We start from the raw sequence: 20,105 nt of genomic DNA, 5'->3' as shown, positions 1-20,105 counted from the left end.
CCGACCCCGAGACCCCCGCCGCCCCGCGCCGCGGCCCCGCGCCGGCCACCGGGGCCGCCCGCTTCATGGGCGGGCAGCCCACCGAGCGCTCCATGGACTTCCGCGGCTCCAGCCGCCGGCTGCTCGCGACGCTGCGCCCCGAGCGCGCGATCATCGCCTTCGCGCTGCTGCTGGCGACGTGCAGCGTCGCGCTGACCGTCCTCGGGCCGAAGATCCTCGGCCACGCCACCGACCTGATCTTCGCCGGAGTCATCGGCCGGCAGCTCCCGGCCGGCGGCACCGAGGACCAGGCGCTCGCGCAGCTGCGCGAGCGGGGCCAGGACAGCCTGGCCGACATGGTCGGCAAGCTGGACGTCGTCCCCGGGCACGGCATCGACTTCGACGCGGTCGGCGTCATCCTGCTCTGGGTGCTGATGATCTACATCGGGGCCTCGCTGCTCGGCTTCGCCCAGGCCAGGATCGCCACCCACGTCGTGCAGCGAGCCGTCTACCGGCTGCGCGAGCAGGTCGAGGAGAAGCTCGCCCGGCTGCCGCTCAGCTACTTCGACAAACAGGCGCGCGGCGAGGTGCTGAGCCGGGCCACCAACGACATCGACAACATCCAGCAGACCCTGCAACAGACGCTCAGCCAGATCGTCGCCTCGCTGCTCACCATCGTGGGCGTGCTCGCGATGATGTTCTGGATCTCGCCGCTGCTGGCGCTCGTCGCGCTGGTGACCGTCCCGGTCTCGATCGTCGTCGCGACCCGGATCGGCAAGCGGGCCCAGCCGCAGTTCGTCGCCCAGTGGAAGACCACCGGCAAGCTCAACGCCCACATCGAGGAGATGTACACCGGGCACTCGCTGGTCAAGGTCTTCGGGCGGCACCAGGAGTCCGCCGAGATGTTCCGCGAGCAGAACGAGAAGCTCTACGCGTCCAGCTTCCGGGCGCAGTTCATCTCCGGCATCATCCAGCCCGCGATGATGTTCATAGGCAACCTCAACTACGTGCTGGTCGCCGTGGTGGGCGGGCTGCGGGTCGCCTCCGGGGCGCTGTCCATCGGCGATGTGCAGGCGTTCGTCCAGTACTCCCGGCAGTTCAGCCAGCCGCTCACCCAGGTCGCCAGCATGGCCAACCTGGTGCAGTCGGGCGTCGCCTCCGCCGAGCGGGTCTTCGAGCTGCTCGACGCCCGGGAGCAGAGCGTCGACCCGCTGGACGCGGTGCGCCCGCAGAGCGTCCGGGGGCAGGTCGAGTTCGAGAACGTGGCCTTCCGCTACGAGCCGCAGAAGCCGCTCATCGACGACCTGTCGCTGTCCGCCCGGCCCGGCCAGACCGTCGCCATCGTCGGCCCCACAGGCGCGGGCAAGACCACCCTGGTCAACCTGCTGATGCGGTTCTACGAGGTCACCGGCGGCCGGATCACCCTGGACGGCGTGGACATCGCCGCGATGTCGCGCGAGGACCTGCGCTCCAACATCGGCATGGTGCTCCAGGACACCTGGCTGTTCGGCGGCAGCATCGCGGACAACATCGCGTACGGAGCCGACGGCGCCTCGCAGGACACGATCGTCGCGGCGGCGAAGGCGACCCACGTGGACCGCTTCGTACGGACCCTGCCGGACGGCTACGACACGGTGATCGACGAAGAGGGCTCCAACGTCAGCACCGGCGAGAAGCAGCTGATCACCATCGCCCGCGCGTTCCTCGCCGAGCCGGCCATCCTCGTCCTCGACGAGGCCACCAGCTCGGTCGACACCCGCACGGAGGTGCTCATCCAGCACGCGATGGGCGAGCTGCGCCGGGGGCGCACGAGCTTCGTCATCGCGCACCGGCTGTCAACGATCCGGGACGCCGACCTCATTCTGGTGATGGAGTCCGGCCGGATCGTGGAGCAGGGCGCGCACGACGAGCTGCTCGCGGCGGAGGGCGCGTACGCCCGTCTCTACGCGGCGCAGTTCGCGGAAGCGGTCGCCGAGGCGGACTGAGGCGCGGGGCGGCCCGGGGGCGCGGCGCGGGGGCCGGGGGCGCGGGCACCGCACCACGCGCCGCTCCGGTGTGACCCGTGCGCCGTGACCCGTACAGCCGCGACCCGTACGCCGTGACGGGTACAGCCGTGACCCGTACAGCCGCGACCCGTACGCCGTGACGGGTACCGCCGCGACCCGTACGCCGTGACGGGTACAGCCGTGACCCGTACAGCCGCGACGGGTACGCCGTACGCGGGGCGGAGGCGGACGCAGGGGGCGTGAACTTTGCGTACGCGCCCCCCGCGCTCCTGGCGCTCGCAGCACTTCGGATCGGCCGCAGCCCCGTGTCCCCGGGCCGCTCATCCCTGGTCAGAGCCGCGCGGCGGCCGGCGGGAGTGACCCAGGGAACAACAAGAGCGCGCCGCGCGACCTGCGGTGACGCGGCCGGGTGGGCTATCCTGCTCGGCAGAGGATCCGGGCAATGTTGCCCCCGGGTCCTTTTGTGCTTTCACGCATGTTCATCCGTTCATAGCGTTGAAGCACACGTGTGCTCCGGGCGCGGAGCCGCGACCGTACGACGGGCAGTAGCCGCTACTCCCCCAGGCATGGCCTGGGAGGTGCCCCCTCTCGCAGGGACCGAGGAGCGTAATGGGCAAGCGAAGTGTGCAGGACCGTACGACTGGTACTGGCGGCCGTGCCGCGACACGGCGGACGCCCCCGGCGAAAGGGGGATGCCGATGAGCTCTCTGCTGCTCCTCACCAATGCCCTCCAGCCCTCCACGGAGGTGCTGCCCGCACTCGGGCTGCTGCTGCACAGCGTGCGGGTGGCCCCGGCCGAAGGCCCCGCCCTGGTGGACACACCGGGCGCGGACGTGATCCTCATCGACGGGCGCAAGGACCTGCCGCAGGTGCGCAGCCTGTGTCAGCTGCTCCGCTCCACCGGACCCGGCTGCCCGCTGGTCCTGGTCGTGACGGAGGGCGGACTCGCAGCCGTCACCGCCGACTGGGGCATCGACGACGTCCTGCTGAACACGGCGGGCCCGGCCGAGGTCGAGGCCCGGCTGCGGCTCGCGATGGGCCGTCAGCAGATCGTGGTGGACGACAGCCCGATGGAGATCCGCAACGGGGACCTGTCGGTGGACGAGGCGACGTACAGCGCGAAGCTCAAGGGCCGCGTGCTGGACCTGACCTTCAAGGAATTCGAACTGATCAAGTACCTCGCCCAGCACCCGGGCCGGGTCTTCACCCGCGCCCAGCTGCTCCAGGAGGTCTGGGGGTACGACTACTTCGGAGGCACCCGGACGGTGGACGTGCACGTCAGGCGGCTGCGCGCGAAGCTCGGCCCCGAGAACGAGTCGCTGATCGGCACCGTGCGCAATGTCGGCTACCGCTTCGTGACGCCCGAGAAGGTCGAGCGGGCCCAGGAAGAGGCCAAGGCGCAGGCGAAAGCCCAGGCCCAGGCCCGTGCGGAGGCCCGCGCGGAGCTGCTGGCCGGCGGTCGCGGGGACGGTCGCGGGGAGGTGCGAGGCGACGCGCGTACCGACACCGCATGGGGCGCGCGGCCCTGGGGCGTACGCCCCACTGATGGGTGAGTGCACCCGCGTAGACTGCCGCGCGTGGCCAAGGTGACGCGGGACGATGTGGCAAGGCTTGCGGGGACGTCGACCGCGGTCGTCAGTTACGTCATCAACAACGGGCCGAGGCCGGTCGCCCCGGCCACGCGCGAGCGGGTGCTCGCCGCCATCAAGGAGCTGGGCTACCGCCCGGACCGGGTCGCGCAGGCCATGGCCTCGCGCCGTACGGACCTCATAGGCCTGATCGTCCCGGACGCGCGGCAGCCCTTCTTCGCGGAGATGGCGCACGCGGTCGAGCAGGCCGCGTCCGACCGCGGGAAAATGGTGCTGGTCGGCAACTCCGACTATCTGGACGAGCGCGAGGTGCACTACCTGCGCGCGTTCCTCGGCATGCGGGTCTCCGGCCTGATCCTGATCAGCCAGGGGCCCAGCGAGCACGCCGCCGCCGAGATCGACGTCTGGGACGCCCGCATCGTCATGCTGCACCGGCGCCCCGAGGCGATCGACGACGTGGCGGTCGTGACGGACGACGTGGGCGGCGCGCAGCTCGCGACCCGGCACCTGCTGGAGCACGGGCACCCGTACGTCGCCTGCCTCGGCGGTACCGAGAAGACGCCCATTTACGGAGACCCGGTCACTGACCATGTCGAGGGCTGGCGGCTGGCGATGGCCGAGGCCGGGCACTCGACGGAGGGGCGGCTGTTCCAAGCTCCGTACAACCGCTACGACGCCTACGAGGTCGCGCTGGACCTGCTGGCCGGCCCGGACCGGCCGCCGGCCATCGTCTGCGCGACGGACGACCAGGCGATCGGCGTGCTCCGGGCGGCGCGCGAGCTGCGCATCGACGTGCCGGGCGGGCTGGCCGTCGCCGGTTTCGACGACGTGAAGGAAGCGGCGCTCACCGATCCGCCGCTGACCACCGTCTACTCCGACCGGGAGGCGATGGCGCGGGCCGCGGTGGACCTGGTCCTGGACGACGGGCTGCGGGTCGCCGGGTCGCGGCGCGAGCGGCTCAAGCAGTTCCCCTCGGCGCTGGTGGTACGGCGCTCCTGCGGCTGCTCCTGACCGGCGCGCCGAGCCCGCTCGCACCACCCCGCCGCGCTCCCTCGCACCACCCCGCCGCGCGCTCGCACCCCCGCGCGCGCCTCGCCCCGCGCGCCCCCGCCACCTCGCCGCGCGCCTCCGCCCCCAACTCTCCGCGCCCGCCCTTATATCCGGCATACCTACTTCTGTCGGGCTTCTCAGCGTGCCCTCAGGAAGCTCTCATTTTGAGTGAGCAGAGTCAGTGCCATGACAGAAAACACTCGCCGCAGCGGCGATCACGAGCACGAGCCTGAGCAGTCCTCGTCCCAGTGGTTCGGTCCGGGCGGGCAGCGGCCCGACGCCGGGCCGGGTTCCCCCGCGCCTCCCGAGCCCTCGTACGCGCCGCAGCAGCCGATCACGACCGCCTCAGGGGTCACGATATGGCCCGGCGGCGGGTACGAGGGGTTCGACGCCGACGCGCCGCGGCCCGCCGGTGACGGCTCGGGGCACGGCGCGGCGCACGGCTCGACCGGCACCGGGCACGGCGGTTCCCGCAAGCGGCGTGTGCGCGGCCCGGTGGCCCTGCTGGCCGCCGTCGCCATCGCGTCGGCAGGTGTCGGCGGCGGCACCGCGCTGCTGCTCGGGCAGGTCACCGACCACTCGACGGCGAGCAGCTCGGTGACCGGCACGACGGTCGCCGCGAGCGACCGGGGCACCATATCCGGGGTGGCCGCGGCCGTCAGCCCGAGCGTGGTCGAGATCAACGCGACCTCCGGAACGGGCAAGTCCACCGGCTCCGGCGTGATCATCAGCGAGGACGGCGAGATCCTCACCAACAACCACGTCGTCTCGGGCGCCCAGTCCATCAAGGTCAAGCTCAGCAACGGCCGCACCCTCGACGCCAAGGTCGTCGGAACCGACCCGGACCGCGACATGGCGCTGATCAAGGCCGAGGGCGCGAGCAACCTCAAGCCCGCCGTGCTCGGCGACTCGGACCAGGTCAAGGTCGGCGACGAGGTCGTCGCCATCGGCTCCCCCGAGGGCCTCACCGGGACCGTCACCAGCGGCATCGTCTCCGCACTGAAGCGCGATGTGACCGTCCAGAAGGAAGACGGCCAGGGCGGACAGGGCGGACAAGGCGGCCAGGACGGGCAGGACGGGCAGGACGGCCAGGGCCAGCCCCCCGGCCAGGGCCCGGGCGGCAGCGGCGAGTGGCCCTTCGAGTTCGGCGGCGGCCAGTACAACGGCGATGTCGGCTCCTCCAAGACGACCTACAAGGCCCTGCAGACCGACGCCTCGCTCAACCCCGGCAACTCCGGCGGCCCGCTGGTCGACATGGACGGCCGGATCATCGGCATCAACTCGGCGATGTACGCGCCCAGTTCCGGACAGGGACCGGCGGCGGGCAGCGCGGGCAGCATCGGCCTCGGCTTCTCCATTCCGATCAACGACGTCAAGAAGATCCTGGACGACCTGCGCGGCGGCGGCACCCGGTGATGTGAGACTGGGTGGGATGAGACTGGGTGGGAATGGTCCGGCGAGCGGCGCGACGCGGCGCGGTGCGACGCGGCCCAACGAGGGCCGGCGCGGCGATGGAGTGGAACGAGGTGCGGCAGTCGTGAGTTCGGCCGAGTCCGGTGGTCAGCAGTGGGTCCTGAGCGAGGTGCGGCAGTCGTGAGTTCCGCCGAGTCCGGTGGTCAGCAGTGGGTCCTGAGCGAGGTGCGGCAGTCGTGAGTTCCGCCGAGACCGGTGATCAGCAGCGAATCCTGATCGTCGACGACGAACCCGCCGTCCGCGAGGCCCTGCGGCGCAGCCTCGCCTTCGAGGGGTACGCCACCGCCCTCGCCGTCGACGGGCTGGACGCGCTCGACAAGGTCGGGGCGTACGCGCCCGATCTGCTGGTGCTCGACGTGCTGATGCCGCGGATGGACGGCCTGACCGCGGCCCGCCGGCTCCGGGCCAGCGGTGTGCGCGTACCGATCCTGATGCTGACCGCCCGCGACACCGTCGGCGACCGGGTCACCGGCCTGGACGCCGGCGCGGACGACTACCTCGTCAAGCCCTTCGAGCTGGACGAACTGCTCGCCCGCATCCGCGCCCTGCTGCGGCGCAGCTCGTACGCCGCACCCGGCGACCGGCCCGGCGCCGCCGAGAACGAGGCGCTGGTCTTCGGCGATCTGCGGATGAACCTGGCGACCCGCGAGGTCACCCGGGCCGGCCGGCCGGTCGAGCTGACCCGCACCGAGTTCACGCTGCTGGAGATGTTCCTCGCGCACCCCCGGCAGGTCCTCACCCGCGAGCAGATCCTCAAGGCGGTCTGGGGCTTCGACTTCGAGCCGACGTCGAACTCGCTCGACGTGTACGTGATGTACCTGCGGCGCAAGACGGAAGCGGGCGGCATGTCCCGGCTCGTGCACACCGTCAGGGGCGTGGGCTACGTCCTCAAGGCCGCCGACGGCACGCGGCCCGGCGTGCCGCGGGCGGGCGAGAGCACCTCGGCGGACAGCGCCTGATGCGACGCCCCCGCTTCCACGCACTGCCGCTGCGCTCACGCCTCACGATCCTCACCGCGGCGGCCGTGGCGGTGGCGGTCGCCGCGTCCGCGTTCGCGTGCTGGTTCATCACCCGCCACCAGCTCACCGAACAGCTCGACAAGTCGCTGAGCTCGACCTCCGCGATCTCCTCGGTGCAGCGCGTGCTCGACCAGTACGGGTGCCTGAGCGAGCCGCTGGGCAAGGGCTCCGACCAGCAGCCCGCCTTCGTCAACCCGATGAACTCCTCCGTCCAGCTGGTCCAGGCGGACGGCTCGCGCTGCTGGGTGACCGGCACCGAGGCGCTGCCGGTGGTGCCGGCCGACACCTCGGTCGCCACCGGGCGCAGCGACAGCACGCTGCACGACGTCACCACCGAAGACGGCACCAAGATGCGCGTCTACACCCAGCCGATCCAGATTGTCGGCTCGCACCAGCAGCTCGCACTGTCGATCGCCCGCCCGCTGAGCGAGATCACCGGCCCGCTCAACACCCTCGCGCTCGTCCTGCTCATGGTCGCCGGGGTCGGCGTGCTCGGGGCGGCCACAGCCGGCCTGTGGGTCGCCCGCGCCGGGCTGAAGCCGGTGGACCAGCTGACCGAAGCGGTCGAGCACATCGCCCGCACCGACGACCTCGCGGTCCGCATCCCGGTCGAGGGGGACGACGAGATCGCGCGGCTCTCCGCCGCCTTCAACTCGATGACCGAGGCGCTCGCCTCCTCCCGCGAGCGCCAGCAGCAGCTGATCGCGGACGCCGGGCACGAGCTGCGCACCCCGCTGACCTCGCTGCGCACCAACATCGACCTGCTCGTCCGCAGCGAGGAGTCCGGCCGCAGCATCCCGGAGGACGACCGGCGGGCGCTGCTCACCTCGGTCAGGGCGCAGATGGGGGAGCTGGCGGCGCTCATCGGCGATCTCCAGGAGCTGTCCAGGCCGGACGCGGCGGCGGGCAGCGCCCCGGTCCCCGTCATCGCGCTGCACGAGCTCGCGGCCCGCGCGGTGCAGCGGGCCAGGCTGCGCGGCAGCGGCATCGAGATCACCGCGGCGTTCGCGCCCTGGTACGTACGGGCCGAGCCGGCCGCGCTGGAGCGGGCGCTGGTCAACCTGCTCGACAACGCGGTGAAGTTCAGCCCCCAGGGCGGGGTGGTCGAGGTCGCGCTGCACGGCGGAGAGCTGACGGTACGGGACCACGGCCCCGGCATCCCGGCCGAGGAACTGCCGCACGTCTTCGAGCGGTTCTGGCGCTCGCCCAGCGCCCGCAGCCTGCCGGGCTCCGGGCTCGGGCTGTCGATCGTCGCCCATACGGTCCAGCAGGCGGGCGGCGAGGTCGCGCTGCGGGCGGCCTACGGCGGCGGCGCGATCGCGGCGGTCCGGCTGCCCGGCGCGCCCGTCGCACCGCCGGAGAGCCGGCCTCGGGCCTCTACTGCGCCTGTGGAGTGACTGCCGCTGTGGAGCGACGGCGCAATGGTGTGGAGTGCCGGCGCACCGGCCGCGAGCCGGAGTCCAGCCACTCCACATAAGCGTCCAGCCACTCCACCTCAGTTGCCTGCCCCCGCGCGCAGTTCATCAGGGTGCTCAGTTCATCAGCCGGGCCAACATCTCGGGTTGATCGGCCAGCCCCGTTTCCAGCATGGCCTTGCTGTGCGGCTCGAAGGAGCTGAGGTCGGCGGCCGCCCAGTCGATGGGGCCGAGGGGCGGCTGCGGGTCGTACTCGATGAAGAGCTGGACGCTGCGGGCGGTCTCCTCGCCCGCCAGCCGCTCGACGAGGCGCAGCGCCATATCGATCCCGGCCGACACCCCGGCGGCGGTGAGCACCGGGCCGTCCTCGACCCAGCGTTCGGCGACCGGGGTCGCGCCGAACTTCGCCAGCAGTCGCCGGACTCCCCAGTGGGAGGTCGCCCGCCGGCCCTCCAGCAGGCCCGCGGCGCCGAGGATGAACGAGCCGGTGCAGACCGAGCCGACGACCTCGGCGGTGCGTGCAGCCCGCCGGACCCAGTCGAGCAGCGGCTCGTTGCCGAGCGCGGCGAAGGCCGGCGGTCCGCCGCCCGGCACGATCAGCGCGAAGGGCTCGGGGATCTGGTCGAAGGTGTGGCTGGGGGCCACCTTCAGCGGGGTGTCGGTGCCGAGGACGGAGAGGCCCTGGGCGACGACCGCGACCCGGTAGGAGGGGTCGAACTCGGCGAACGCGCTGAGCACTTGGAGCGGTCCCACCAGGTCCAGCACGGTGATGCCGGGATAGAGCACAAAGGCGATTGTTTTGGTCATGACGCCAGCTTCTTCCGCCGCCCGGGGAGGCTCCAGGGCGGCGGAAGAAGCTGTCCGGAATCTTGGGATGCCAGTCGTTACGCCATAGGGTGCGGCTCATGGCGGAGGCGCAGCCCATGGCAGACGTACAGCTCACGGAGCGGCGGCGGGTGGTCGTCGTCGGTTACGACGCGGCGGAGTTGTTGGACATCGCGTGTGTGACCACGGCGTTGAACGGGGCCAACCGGATCGGCGCCGTCCCCGGCTACAGCGTGGACGTGGCCACGCCCGGCGGGCGCGCGATCGCCTGCGACGGGGGTCTGACGCTCCAGGGCCAGGGAACGCTGGAACGGGTCAGGGGGCCGCTCGACACCTTGCTCGTCACGGGCGGGCTCGGACACGAGACCGCGGCGGACGACCCGCGGATCGTCGGCCATGTCCGCCGGCTGGCCAGGGAGGCCCGCCGGGTCGCCTCGGTGTGCACGGGGGCCACCGTGCTGGCCGCCGCCGGTCTGCTCGACGGCAAACGGGCCACCACGCACTGGAATTACGCGCCGCGGCTCGCCGCCGCCTATCCGCAGGTCACGGTCGATCCCGCGCCGATCTACATCCGTGACGGCCGCGTATCCACCGCGGCGGGCGTCACCAGCGCACTGGATCTGACGCTCGCCTTCATCGAGGAGGACCACGGGGCGGAGTTGGCGCGCGGGGTGGCCCGTGGGCTGGTCACCTATCTCCACCGGCCGGGCAACCAGGCGCAGATGAGCATGTTCATGAGTGCGCCGGCGCCGGTGCACAGCCTGGTCCGGCGGGTCGTCGACCATATCGCCAGCCGGCTGACCGCCGATCTGTCGGCGGCGACGCTGGCGGCCGGCGCGGGCGTGAGCGAGCGGCAGCTGACCCGGCTGTTCGTGGAGCATCTGGGGCAGACACCGGGGCGGTTCGTCCGGCGGGCCCGCACCGAAGCGGCCGGGCATCTGCTGGCCTCGTCGTCGCTGCCAGTGGCGAGCGTGGCCGCGCGCTGCGGCTTCGGCTCGGCCGAGACGCTGCGGCAGGCGTTCGTCGCCCGGTACGGGGTTCCGCCGTCGCGCTACCGAGCGACGCAGGGCGTACGGGCAGCCGACTGAACGCGCCTGCACGGCACTGCTGTTACCGCGGCCGCTGGCCGCTGCCGCTTCCGCGGTCCCTGGCCCACTCGGCCTGGACCCACTTGTCCCTGGCCCACTCGTCCGGGACCCAACCGCCCCCGACCCAGCCGCCCCGGACTCACTTCTTCTTGGCGTCATCCTTGGCCGCGTCGCCGAACGGGAGGTCCATCCCGGTCAGGTCGGCCCGGATGCCCTCGCGCTCGACGGTGATGTGCTGGAGCCGTACGTAGCCCGGGATGTCCGGCAGTTGGAAGGAGAGCGACAGCCGATCGGCCAGCTCCGGCTGCTTGAGCCCGGTCAGGGTCTTCACCAGGCCCGGGTCGATGCCGATCTTCTCCAGCAGCCACGGGTGGTCGATGACGACGTCGACCAGGTTCAGCTTCATGAGCTTGTCGACGAAGCGCGGGGCGCCGGTGAGCTCGTGCAGCTTCTTCTCGCTGTGCTTCGCCTGCTCGACCGCGCCGGGCGGCACGCCGAGCCGTTTGGCCACGGCGGGCACCGCGAACAGCGCCTTGGCCTTCGCGGCCTCCCGGCTCACCTGCTCGGCCGTCTTACGGCTCAGCCGCAGGCCGCCGCCGGGGCCGGGCTCGTAGCTCGCCAGGTCGGCGATGTCGAGCCGCATGCCGCTGATGCTGGTCGCGATGCCCTGGCTCCCGACACGCCGGATGCGCGCCTCGGCCCGCACCTTGAGGTCGTGTCCGGCGATCGGCAGATGCCCGCTGGCGCGCACCGAGTTGCGGCCGTTCTCGCTGAACTTGACCTGCGAAGCGCCCAGTTCGCGGTTCAGGTCGTCGAAGGCGAGCAGTACGTTGCCGTGCATCCGGCTGACGACGGCTCCGTTGATGGAGTTCGGCAGGCTGCCGGTGATCCGGATGTCGTCGGCGGTGGCCTCCACCTTGGCGAGCGAGACCCGGTTGGCCGCGACGTCCGGGATGGTGACGTCCACCTTCTCCAGGCGCTTGTCGAACACCTGGGTGAGGAAGGGGAATCCATGGATGGTCACCTCGGGGGCGGCCGTCAGGTGCAGCGAGTCCTGCACCTTCTCCTGGGTCTTCTGCTCCGCGTAGAGCACCGCCCAGCGGTCCGCGAGCCCGAGGAACGCCGCGCCGATGAGCACCGCGCCGACCGCCTTGACGGTGATCGGCACGGCGGCGAATCTGCTCCGCCCGCGCCGCATCCGGCGGTGGTTGGGCCGTTCCCAGGGTTCCTCGTCGTCCTCGTCGGACCGCAGCCCCAGCCCGAGCGGGTCGTTGTTGTCGTCCGCCGCGGGCTCGGTCCCGGGCACAGGCTCCGGGTCGGCGAGCGCGGCCAGGGCGTCATAGGGGTTGTGCGTCGCGGGCCTGCTGTACGGGTGCTCGCGCGGGGCGTCCTGGGAGCCGTCCTGCGGGTGGGCGTGCGGGATGCCGCCGGAGCCGTCGCCGGGCAGGGTGTCATCGGGGCGGGGCATCGCGGAGCGGGCGTCGTTGGGGCGGACGGCGGGTTGGCCGTCGTCCGGTCCGAGCGGTGAGCGGGGCGCATGTGAGGGTATGCGTGTGGGGGGTCGCATCGGGTCATCCCACCACGCGCGCGCCCCCCGAACGCAAGTCCTGGCGTAGTACTGACGTCGGTATCCGGAACACCGGCAAGTTTTGCGCCGGTCAGGGATGGTTACGGCGCGAATGCGACGGCCGTGTGGTGACGCAAGTCGCAGTCGGGGCCATGGACATGGTCGGGGCCGCGTGATCGTGAGTGCGCACAACCGAGAGGAATCGAACATGAGCGCGCAGGACCGGCAGCAGTCCGACCGGGGCGAGGGTGAGGCGCCCGGCCTCCACGTCTACGCCGCCGAGGACGGCACGATCAAATTCGAGGGCGGCAACGACCCGGATGTCATCGTGACCACCACCCCGGAGAAGCTGAAAGCATTCATCCTGGGCGTGAAAGCGGGCGAGTTCGATCACTTCGTGGAAGACGCGGCGGAGGGCGGCTCCGAGGGCGGTGCCGAGGATGAATCCGAAGGTGAAGCGGGCGAAGAAGGCGGAACGGGCGGCGGCCCGGCTGCGGCCGGCGCGTAATGTGTCCAGCGTAAAACCGTAAGGCGCGCGGTACCCCGTGTTGTGCAACGTGCACTGCCGTACAACATGCGGTGCCGTGCAACGTGCCGTGCCGCACAGCGCGCGCTGCGAGGTCCGCCTCCCCGTCCGGAGGCGGACCTCGGCGACGTTTTCCGGTTACGCCGTTTTCCGGTTACGCCCAGTTCTGCGGCGCGAACCAGATGGCCTGGTCGGTGCCGCGGACGAATACGAAGATGCGGTTGTCCGTGTGCCGGGCCGGTATCGAGTCGCCCGCGATGCCGCCGTGCAGCGTCACGAACTCTTCGAAGGATTCACCGTTGACGCTTTTCTGCTCGGCCACCCAGGTGGACCTGTCCGTTCCGGTGACGAACACTTCGAGCCGGCCGTCGAGGGCGCGGATCGGGAACGGCGCGCTGTCGAGCCCGCCGTTCAGGGTGCCCTTCGGGTTCCAGGTGTCGTAGCCGCCCTGCTGGCTGACGAAGTAGCCCTTGTTGTCCGTGCCGCGCCAGAAGACCCGGATGCGGCCGTCCGCGTCCCGCGCGGGCTTGGGGTCGGAGGTCATCCCCTGGGAGATCTGGACGAAGCTGTTCCAGTTGTCGCTGTTGTCCGGAGCCTTCTGCTGGGAGACCCACAGGCCGTCGTCGCTGCCGCGGACGAACACCTCCACCCGGCCGTCGGCGGACAGGATCGGGGCCGGCACGCCCAAGATGTCGCCGCCGATGGTGGCGACCGGGGCCCAGTCGGTGTACGCGACCGACTTCTGCGTGATGTGCCAGGCCGCGTTGTCCGTGCCCCGGAAGAAGACGGAGATACGGCCGTCGGCGTTGTGCGTCGCGGCGGGGTCGCTGCCGATGCCCGTCACCAGGTGCACCGGGGCCTTGGTCAGGCCGCCGAGTACGTGGTCGGTCCTGGTCGCGTACAGGTTCCGGTCCGGGGAGCGCCAGAAGACATGGACCAGGCCGTCGCGGCCGAGGATCGCGGCCGGCACGCCGTCGATCTTCGCGCCGTGCAGCCGGGACCACTGCGACCATTTGAGGTCGTGGTTCTGCCAGATGTACCAGAGTTCGTGGTCGCCGCCCTCCGCGAAGACGATCAGCCGGTCGTCGGCGAGAGCCGCCACGGCGGGGTCATTGTGCAGTCCGCCCTTCAATGACTGGAAAGCGCCCCACGTAGTTCCGGGTGTGGTCATTCCGATCCCTTCCTCTGTCGCACACTGAATCTGTCGCGCACTGGATCTGTCGCACGCTGAAGTCGCGCCGAAGGGAAAGGTATTCGCCCGGGACCGGAAAGGTGGGGTCCGGTAGTGAAGTTGGCTGATTTCCGGGGAGCTGTCGCGAATCGCGTTCTTGCCCGCGCTCCGGGGAGGTGTGATAAACGAAAGGGAATTGTTGACCCGTCAACTCAGAGCACGAACATGATGAACGTCATCGGCTGTCCACGCGCGGTTCGATATCCGGTGCGGCGCCTTGTGGGCGACGCACGCCGAAGGGACGGCCCGACTCCGGGCCGCCCCTCGCGAAAGCGATTACTTGGTGACTTCTTGGTGATTACCTGACGATGGTGATGCGGTCGGCCTTCGGCGGGTCCAGCGGCGCGGACGCCGTCGAGTGCGCCGTCAGGTACGCCGTGAAGGCGTCCAGGTCCGATGCGCCGACGAGCTTGTTCTTGCCGTCCTTGAAGGCCGCGAAGCCGTCGCCGCCGCCCGCGAGGAACTCGTTCATCGCGACCCGGTAGGTCTTCGACGGGTCGATCGCGACGCCGTCCAGCTTCACCGTGCCGGTGACGATCCGGGCGGCGCCCGACTTCGTCATGTCGAGCGTGTAGGTGAAGCCCTTTGAGACCTGAAGGATCTTCGGGGACGCCTCGTTCCCACCGCTGACCTGCTGTTGGAGCGCGGTGATCAGCTGCGCGCCGGTCAGGTCGAGGACGTTCATCATGTTGGTGAAGGGCTGCACGGTGAACGCCTCGCCGTACGTCACCACCCCGTCGGCCTCGGCTCCGGACGCCGTGAAGGCGAGGTCGGATCGGATGCCGCCGGGGTTCATGAAGGCGAGCTGCGCGCCGCCCTTGCCGGCGGGCGCGGTCGCTTCGAGTTGGGCGTCGGAGATCGCGTCGCCCAGCGGGGACTCCAGGGCGCCGGCGCCGCGGCCGGGGATGTCGGCGGAGATGAAGCCGACGGGCTTGTTGGCCACCGGGGCGGCCAGCTTGTTCCAGCGGTTGATCAGCGAGGTCATGTCGGCGGCCTTGGGCTGCTCGCGGTCGACCACGTGGTTGGCCGAGGCGACGCCGGGGCGCACGATGTCGCGGGTGCGCCGGTCGTAGGTGAGCGTGGTGTCCGTGTAGAGCTTGCCGAAGGACGCGGCGGAGGTGACGGTGCGCGGGGTGCCGGACGGGTCCGGGATCGTGCACGCGTACGCCTGGTGGGTGTGGCCGGTGACCAGCGCGTCGACCTTGGGGGTGAGCTTCTTGGCGATCTGGGTGATCGGGCCCGAGACGCCGTCGCCGGGACCGGGGCTGTCGCAGTCGTAGTTGTACGAGGAGGAGGCCGGCGAGCCGCCCTCGTGGATGAGCGCGACGATCGACTTCACGCCCTTGCGGTTCAGCTCCTTGGCGTACTTGTCGATCGTCTCGACCTCGTCGTGGAATGCGAGGCCCTTGACGCCCTCGGCGGTGACGACGTCCGGCGTGCCTTCGAGGGTGACGCCGATGAAGCCGATCTTCACGCCCTTGTGCTTCCACACGGTGTACGGCTTGAGGATCGGCTTCTTGGTCTTCTCGTCGGTGACGTTCGCCGCGAGGTAGGGGAAGTCCGCGCCCTTGAAGCGCTTGCCCTCCTCGTAGCAGCCCTCCTTCGGGTGGCAGCCGCCCCGCTGGAGGCGGGTCAACTCGGCCCGCCCCTCGTCGAATTCGTGGTTTCCGACCGAGCTGACGTCCAGGTCGAGCTTGTTGAGCGCCTCGATCGTGGGCTCGTCGTGGAACAGCCCGGACAGCAGCGGGCTGGCCCCGACCATGTCGCCGGCCGCGGCGGTCACCGAGTAGGGGTGCCCCTCGCGGGCCGTACGCAGCGAACTGGCCAGGTACTCCGCGCCCCCGGCCGGGACGGCCTTCGTGGTGCCGTCCGGCTGCCGCTCGGTGACGGCGCCTGAGGAGCCCTGCGGGGGCTCCAGGTTGCCGTGCAGGTCGTTGAACGACAGCAACTGTACGTCTACGGTCCGGCCGGGGCGGTGCTTGCCGTAGCCGGCGGCGGTGCTCCCGGCGCTTTCGGCGCTCTCGGCCCCTGCCGGTCCGGCGGCCGACAGCGCGCCCGCGGCGGCGGCGAGCACGGCCGCCGCGGCGGTCAACCTGCGCGCCACCCGGCGCCGTTGAGGTGTCGCTGGCATGTGGTCCCCTTCGTCGTCAGCCGTGAGGTCGGCCTTGTCGAGTGCACGGCAGCCTAGGGTCAACGCGCGTAGCGTGTCAGGACCGGCGAGGTAACGAGCGGGTTGCGCGTGGGTGCGGCCGTAGGCTCGGGGCCATGAGCGAAGCGAGGAACACGGGCACCCCGGCCAACCCAGCCGATGCGGGCGACGCGGGCACCCCGGCCAACCCAGCCGACGCAGGCGACGCGGGCACCCCGGGCAACCCAGCCGACGCGGGCAACGCGGCCGACGCGGCGGGCACAGCCAACGCAGCCGACGCGGCGGGCACAGCCAACGCAGCCGACGCGGCCGGCACAGCCAACGCAGCCGACGCGGCCGGCACAGCTAACCCAGCCACCACAGTGAGCACGGTGGGCGGCCTGCGGCAGGTCGAGGCGACGGACGAGCCGGCTGCCGAGGTGGCGCGGGGCGTGCTGGAGCTGATCGGGGCGGCGGCGGTCCAGGACGGCCAGTCCGCGGTCTCCGAGCAGGGCCGGCTCCAGCTCCGCGGCGGGCGCAGGGACGGCGTACGGCATCTGGTGATGCGGGACGCGGCGGGCGTGCTCGTCGGCTACGGGCAGTTGGAGGACACCGACCCCGTCGAGGCCCCGGCCGCCGAGCTGGTCGTGCACCCCGAGCACCGCGGCAAGGGCCACGGGCGGGCGCTCGGGCTCGCGCTGCTCGCGGAGTCCGGCAAGCGGCTGCGGGTGTGGGCGCACGGCGGACACCCGGCGGCGCGGCATCTCGCGCAGGTCCTGGGGCTCACGCTCTTCCGCGAGCTCCGGCAGCTGCGACGCCCGCTCGCCGACCTCGCACAGGCCGAGCCCGTGCTGCCCGCGGGCGTCACCGTACGGACCTTCGTGCCGGGCCAGGACGACGCGGCCTGGCTCGCCGTGAACGCCGCGGCCTTCGCCCACCACCCCGAACAGGGCTCGCTCACCCAGCGGGACCTCGACGACCGCAAGGCCGAGTCCTGGTTCGACCCCAAGGGGTTCTTCCTAGCGGTGCGCCCTGCGGGCGGCGGACCGGGCGGCGGACCGGGCACGGACGCGGGCACGGACCGGATCGTCGGGTTCCACTGGACCAAGGTGCATGCCGCGGAGCAGCTCGGCGAGGTGTACGTCCTCGGCGTGGACCCCAAGGAGCAGGGCGGCGGCCTGGGCAAGGCGCTGACCGCGATCGGTCTGCGGCACCTTGCGGGAGCGGGGCTGCCTACCGCGATGCTGTATGTCGATGCTGACAACGTTCCGGCTGTGACGGTTTACGAGCGGCTGGGGTTCAGCACGCATGAGACGGACTTGATGTACCGCACGGAGAGCTGATTGCGCGGGGCGGACGCGCCGCTGCACGGCCTGACCAGCGGAACAGCCCTCGGGTAGCGGAGGGGGAACGGGTGCGGGGGTGGCTCACGGGCCGCCCCCGCACCCGTTCCATACCCGCCCCCGGCACCCTGCCGAAGGAATCCGCTTGCCTGTCCGCCATGTCCGCGTTACCGGCGATTCAACCGCGCTTGCGAGCATCGCTGAATGCAGCCAGCTGTGCCCAAAGCTCCCGACCGGTGGCTCCGATCAGCCTCGCTCTTCGCCGAGCCTGTTGTAACCCAGGCGCGGAAGAATGGGGACATGAACCAGTCCAGCGCGCAGGCAAAGGCCCAGATTCCGGCTACGGCCCAGACTCGGGCAACGGCCGGGGCACAGGACCAGGCTCCGGCAACGCCCCGGACTCCGGCCCGGGACCAGGCTCCGGCCCGGGACCAGGCTCCGGCAACGCCCCGGACTCCGGCCCGGGACCAGGCTCCGGCCCAGGTCCCGCCCGGCACCGCGGCCCCGCGGCCCCAGCCCTCGGTCGGCGCCATCACGGCGCACCGCCCGCAGACCGTCACACCGTCCGGGCCGGCGCTGGAGCCCGATCTCGACGCCGATCTGGACGCGTACGCGCCGGAGGCGGGCCCGGACATCGGCCCGGACGGCGAGGAGATGCCCTCCGGCCGGTTCCTCGACCGTGAGCGGAGCTGGCTGGCCTTCAACGAGCGGGTGCTCGAACTGGCCGAGGACCCGACGACCCCGCTCCTCGAACGGGCGAACTTCCTCGCTATTTTCGCGAGCAACCTGGACGAGTTCTTCATGGTCAGGGTCGCCGGCCTGAAACGCCGTATCGCGACCGGCGTGGCCACCCGCTCCGCCTCCGGCCTCCAGCCGCGCGAAGTCCTCGACCTGATCTGGACCCGCTCGCGCGAGCTCATGGCCCGGCACGCCGCCTGCTACCAGCAGGACATCGCCTCCGAGCTGGCCGAGCGGTCCATCCACCTGATGCGCTGGCCGGAGCTGACGGAGAAGGAGCAGGAACGCCTCTTCACCCTCTTCCGGCAGCAGATCTTCCCGGTCCTCACCCCGCTGGCCGTGGACCCCGCGCACCCCTTCCCGTACATCTCCGGGCTCTCGCTGAACCTCGCCGTCGTCGTACGGAACCCGGTCAGCGGCCACCGGCACTTCGCCCGGGTCAAGGTCCCGCCGCTGCTCTCCCGCTTCCTGGAGGCCTCGCCGCAGCGGTACGTGCCGCTGGAGGACGTGATCGCGGCGCACCTGGAGGAGCTGTTCCCCGGCATGGAGGTGCTCGCGCACCACATGTTCCGGGTCACCCGCAACGAGGACCTGGAGGTCGAGGAGGACGACACCGAGAACCTCCTCCAGGCGCTGGAGAAGGAGCTGATGCGGCGGCGCTTCGGGCCGCCGGTGCGGCTGGAGGTCGAGGAGTCCATCGACCCGTCCGTGCTCGACCTGCTGGTCCAGGAGCTCAAGATCTCGGCCGCCGAGGTCTACCCGCTGCCCGGCCCGCTCGACCTCACCGGCCTGTTCGGCATAGCGGCCCTCGACCGGCCGGAGCTGAAGTACCCCAAGTTCGTGGCGGGCACCCACCGCGACCTCGCCGAGGTCGAATCGGCCTCCGCGCCCGACATCTTCGCCGCCCTGCGCGCGCGGGACGTGCTGCTGCACCACCCGTACGACTCCTTCTCGACCACGGTCCAGGCGTTCCTGGAACAGGCCGCGGCCGACCCGGACGTCCTGGCCATCAAGCAGACGCTCTACCGCACCTCGGGCGACTCGCCGATCGTCGACGCGCTGATAGACGCGGCCGAGTCCGGCAAGCAGGTGCTCGTCCTGGTCGAACTCAAAGCGCGCTTCGACGAGCAGGCCAACATCAAGTGGGCGCGGAAGCTGGAGGAGGCCGGCTGCCATGTCGTCTACGGCCTCGTCGGGCTCAAGACGCACTGCAAGCTGTCCCTGGTGGTGCGGCAGGAAGGCGAGATGCTGCGCCGCTATTCCCATGTGGGGACCGGCAACTACCACCCGAAGACAGCGCGGCTCTACGAGGACCTGGGGCTGCTGACGGCCGACCCGCAAGTGGGCGCGGACCTCTCCGACCTCTTCAACCGGCTCTCCGGCTACTCGCGCCGCGAGACTTACCGCCGACTGCTGGTCGCCCCCAAGTCGCTGCGCGACGGACTGCTCCAGCGCATCGACAAGGAGGTCGTCCACCACCACGCGGGACACAGCGCGTACGTCCGGATCAAGTGCAACTCGATAGTGGACGAGGCCATCATCGACGCGCTGTACCGGGCCTCCCGGGCGGGCGTGCCGGTGGAGATCTGGGTGCGCGGCATCTGCGCGCTGCGCCCCGGCGTCGCCGGGCTGTCCGAGAACATCCGGGTGCGCAGCGTGCTGGGGCGGTTCCTGGAGCACTCGCGGGTCTTCGCCTTCGGCAACGCGGGCGAACCCGAAGTCTGGTTCGGCAGCGCGGACATGATGCACCGCAACCTGGACCGGCGGATCGAGGCCCTGGTACGCGTCACCGACCCGGGCCACTGCGGGTCCCTCAGCCGGCTGCTGGAGACCGGCATGTCGGACGGCACCGCCTCCTGGCACCTCGGCCCGGACGGCGAATGGACACGGCACGCCACAGACGCGGACGGGCAACCGCTGCGGAACGTGCAGGAGATGCTCATAGACGCCCGGAGGCGCCGGCGTGGCCCAGCGACACCCTGACCCAACGGGCAGTACCGCGGAGACCGGAGTGGGTGGACCCGCCGGAGTGATGGGAGCTGTCCGAGGGGCTGGACCTGCGGGTTCGGCGGGATCGGCGGGACCCAAGACTCGACAAGGGGTACCCGGAGGGCTCGGCAGGAACGCG

At 71.3% G+C, this 20,105-nt stretch carries 14 protein-coding genes; 10 read left to right on the top strand and 4 right to left on the bottom strand.

The genetic code is table 11. The features are described 5' to 3' along the window. The first annotated feature begins 65 nt into the window (after positions 1-65). From QMK28_RS04925 to QMK28_RS04900, 6 genes are all read left to right on the top strand, one after another. On the top strand, positions 66-1,964 hold the full coding sequence (locus QMK28_RS04925) for an ABC transporter ATP-binding protein (RefSeq protein WP_326435786.1): 1,899 nt from the start codon (positions 66-68) through the stop codon (positions 1,962-1,964). A gap of 719 nt (positions 1,965-2,683) precedes the next feature. Next, positions 2,684-3,538 (top strand): winged helix-turn-helix transcriptional regulator, encoded by an 855-nt coding sequence (locus QMK28_RS04920; protein ID WP_326435732.1) that lies wholly within the window; start codon positions 2,684-2,686, stop codon positions 3,536-3,538. A 24-nt stretch (positions 3,539-3,562) separates the two neighbouring features. Continuing rightward, positions 3,563-4,585 (top strand): LacI family DNA-binding transcriptional regulator, encoded by a 1,023-nt coding sequence (locus QMK28_RS04915; protein ID WP_326435731.1) that lies wholly within the window; start codon positions 3,563-3,565, stop codon positions 4,583-4,585. 225 nt (positions 4,586-4,810) lie between these two features. Then, positions 4,811-6,040 carry a S1C family serine protease gene (locus tag QMK28_RS04910; RefSeq protein ID WP_326435730.1) on the top strand — a complete coding sequence of 410 codons (1,230 nt, stop codon included), beginning with the start codon at positions 4,811-4,813 and terminating at the stop codon, positions 6,038-6,040. A gap of 233 nt (positions 6,041-6,273) precedes the next feature. Then, the gene (locus QMK28_RS04905; RefSeq protein ID WP_326435729.1) at positions 6,274-7,056 is read left to right on the top strand and encodes a response regulator transcription factor; all 783 of its coding nucleotides are present in this window, start codon (positions 6,274-6,276) and stop codon (positions 7,054-7,056) included. Next, positions 7,056-8,513: a sensor histidine kinase gene (locus QMK28_RS04900; RefSeq protein ID WP_326435728.1), complete on the top strand. Its 1,458-nt coding sequence runs from the start codon at positions 7,056-7,058 to the stop codon at positions 8,511-8,513. The genes QMK28_RS04905 and QMK28_RS04900 overlap by 1 nt, the downstream gene beginning before the upstream one ends. Positions 8,514-8,648: 135 nt before the next feature. Here QMK28_RS04900 and QMK28_RS04895 read toward each other — a convergent pair whose 3' ends face one another. Continuing rightward, the gene (locus tag QMK28_RS04895) at positions 8,649-9,338 is read right to left on the bottom strand and encodes a DJ-1/PfpI family protein (protein WP_326435727.1); all 690 of its coding nucleotides are present in this window, start codon (positions 9,336-9,338) and stop codon (positions 8,649-8,651) included. 116 nt (positions 9,339-9,454) lie between these two features. On the opposite strand from QMK28_RS04895, the gene QMK28_RS04890 reads away from it, so the two are divergent. Beyond that, the gene (locus QMK28_RS04890) at positions 9,455-10,444 is read left to right on the top strand and encodes a GlxA family transcriptional regulator (RefSeq protein ID WP_326435726.1); all 990 of its coding nucleotides are present in this window, start codon (positions 9,455-9,457) and stop codon (positions 10,442-10,444) included. 139 nt (positions 10,445-10,583) lie between these two features. Here QMK28_RS04890 and QMK28_RS04885 read toward each other — a convergent pair whose 3' ends face one another. Continuing rightward, a complete protein-coding gene (locus tag QMK28_RS04885; protein WP_326435725.1) occupies positions 10,584-12,011 on the bottom strand; it encodes an LmeA family phospholipid-binding protein in 1,428 nt (475 codons plus the stop codon). Between the two features lie 208 nt (positions 12,012-12,219). Between QMK28_RS04885 and QMK28_RS04880 the strand changes: the two genes are divergently transcribed. Then, positions 12,220-12,519: a DUF397 domain-containing protein gene (locus QMK28_RS04880; RefSeq protein ID WP_326435724.1), complete on the top strand. Its 300-nt coding sequence runs from the start codon at positions 12,220-12,222 to the stop codon at positions 12,517-12,519. A 172-nt stretch (positions 12,520-12,691) separates the two neighbouring features. On the opposite strand, the gene QMK28_RS04875 is transcribed toward QMK28_RS04880, so the two are convergent. Together QMK28_RS04875 and QMK28_RS04870 are read right to left on the bottom strand one after the other, a co-directional pair. Continuing rightward, the gene (locus QMK28_RS04875) at positions 12,692-13,708 is read right to left on the bottom strand and encodes a hypothetical protein (RefSeq protein WP_326435723.1); all 1,017 of its coding nucleotides are present in this window, start codon (positions 13,706-13,708) and stop codon (positions 12,692-12,694) included. A 358-nt stretch (positions 13,709-14,066) separates the two neighbouring features. After that, entirely contained in the window at positions 14,067-15,899 is a 1,833-nt protein-coding gene (locus QMK28_RS04870) for a bifunctional metallophosphatase/5'-nucleotidase (protein ID WP_326435722.1), read from the bottom strand. 389 nt (positions 15,900-16,288) lie between these two features. On the opposite strand from QMK28_RS04870, the gene mshD reads away from it, so the two are divergent. Together mshD and QMK28_RS04860 are read left to right on the top strand one after the other, a co-directional pair. Continuing rightward, a complete protein-coding gene (mshD, locus tag QMK28_RS04865) occupies positions 16,289-17,239 on the top strand; it encodes a mycothiol synthase (protein ID WP_326435785.1) in 951 nt (316 codons plus the stop codon). A 300-nt stretch (positions 17,240-17,539) separates the two neighbouring features. Then, positions 17,540-19,960, top strand: a complete 2,421-nt coding sequence (locus QMK28_RS04860) for an RNA degradosome polyphosphate kinase (RefSeq protein WP_326435721.1) — start codon at positions 17,540-17,542, stop codon at positions 19,958-19,960. The last annotated feature ends 145 nt before the right edge of the window (positions 19,961-20,105 follow it).

It is taken from the genome of Streptomyces sp. H27-D2 (genome assembly GCF_035828615.1).
Taxonomy (GTDB): Bacteria; Actinomycetota; Actinomycetes; order Streptomycetales; family Streptomycetaceae; genus Streptomyces.
Note: the sequence above shows the minus strand (reverse complement) of the source record. Positions and strands in the feature narration are given on the sequence as shown.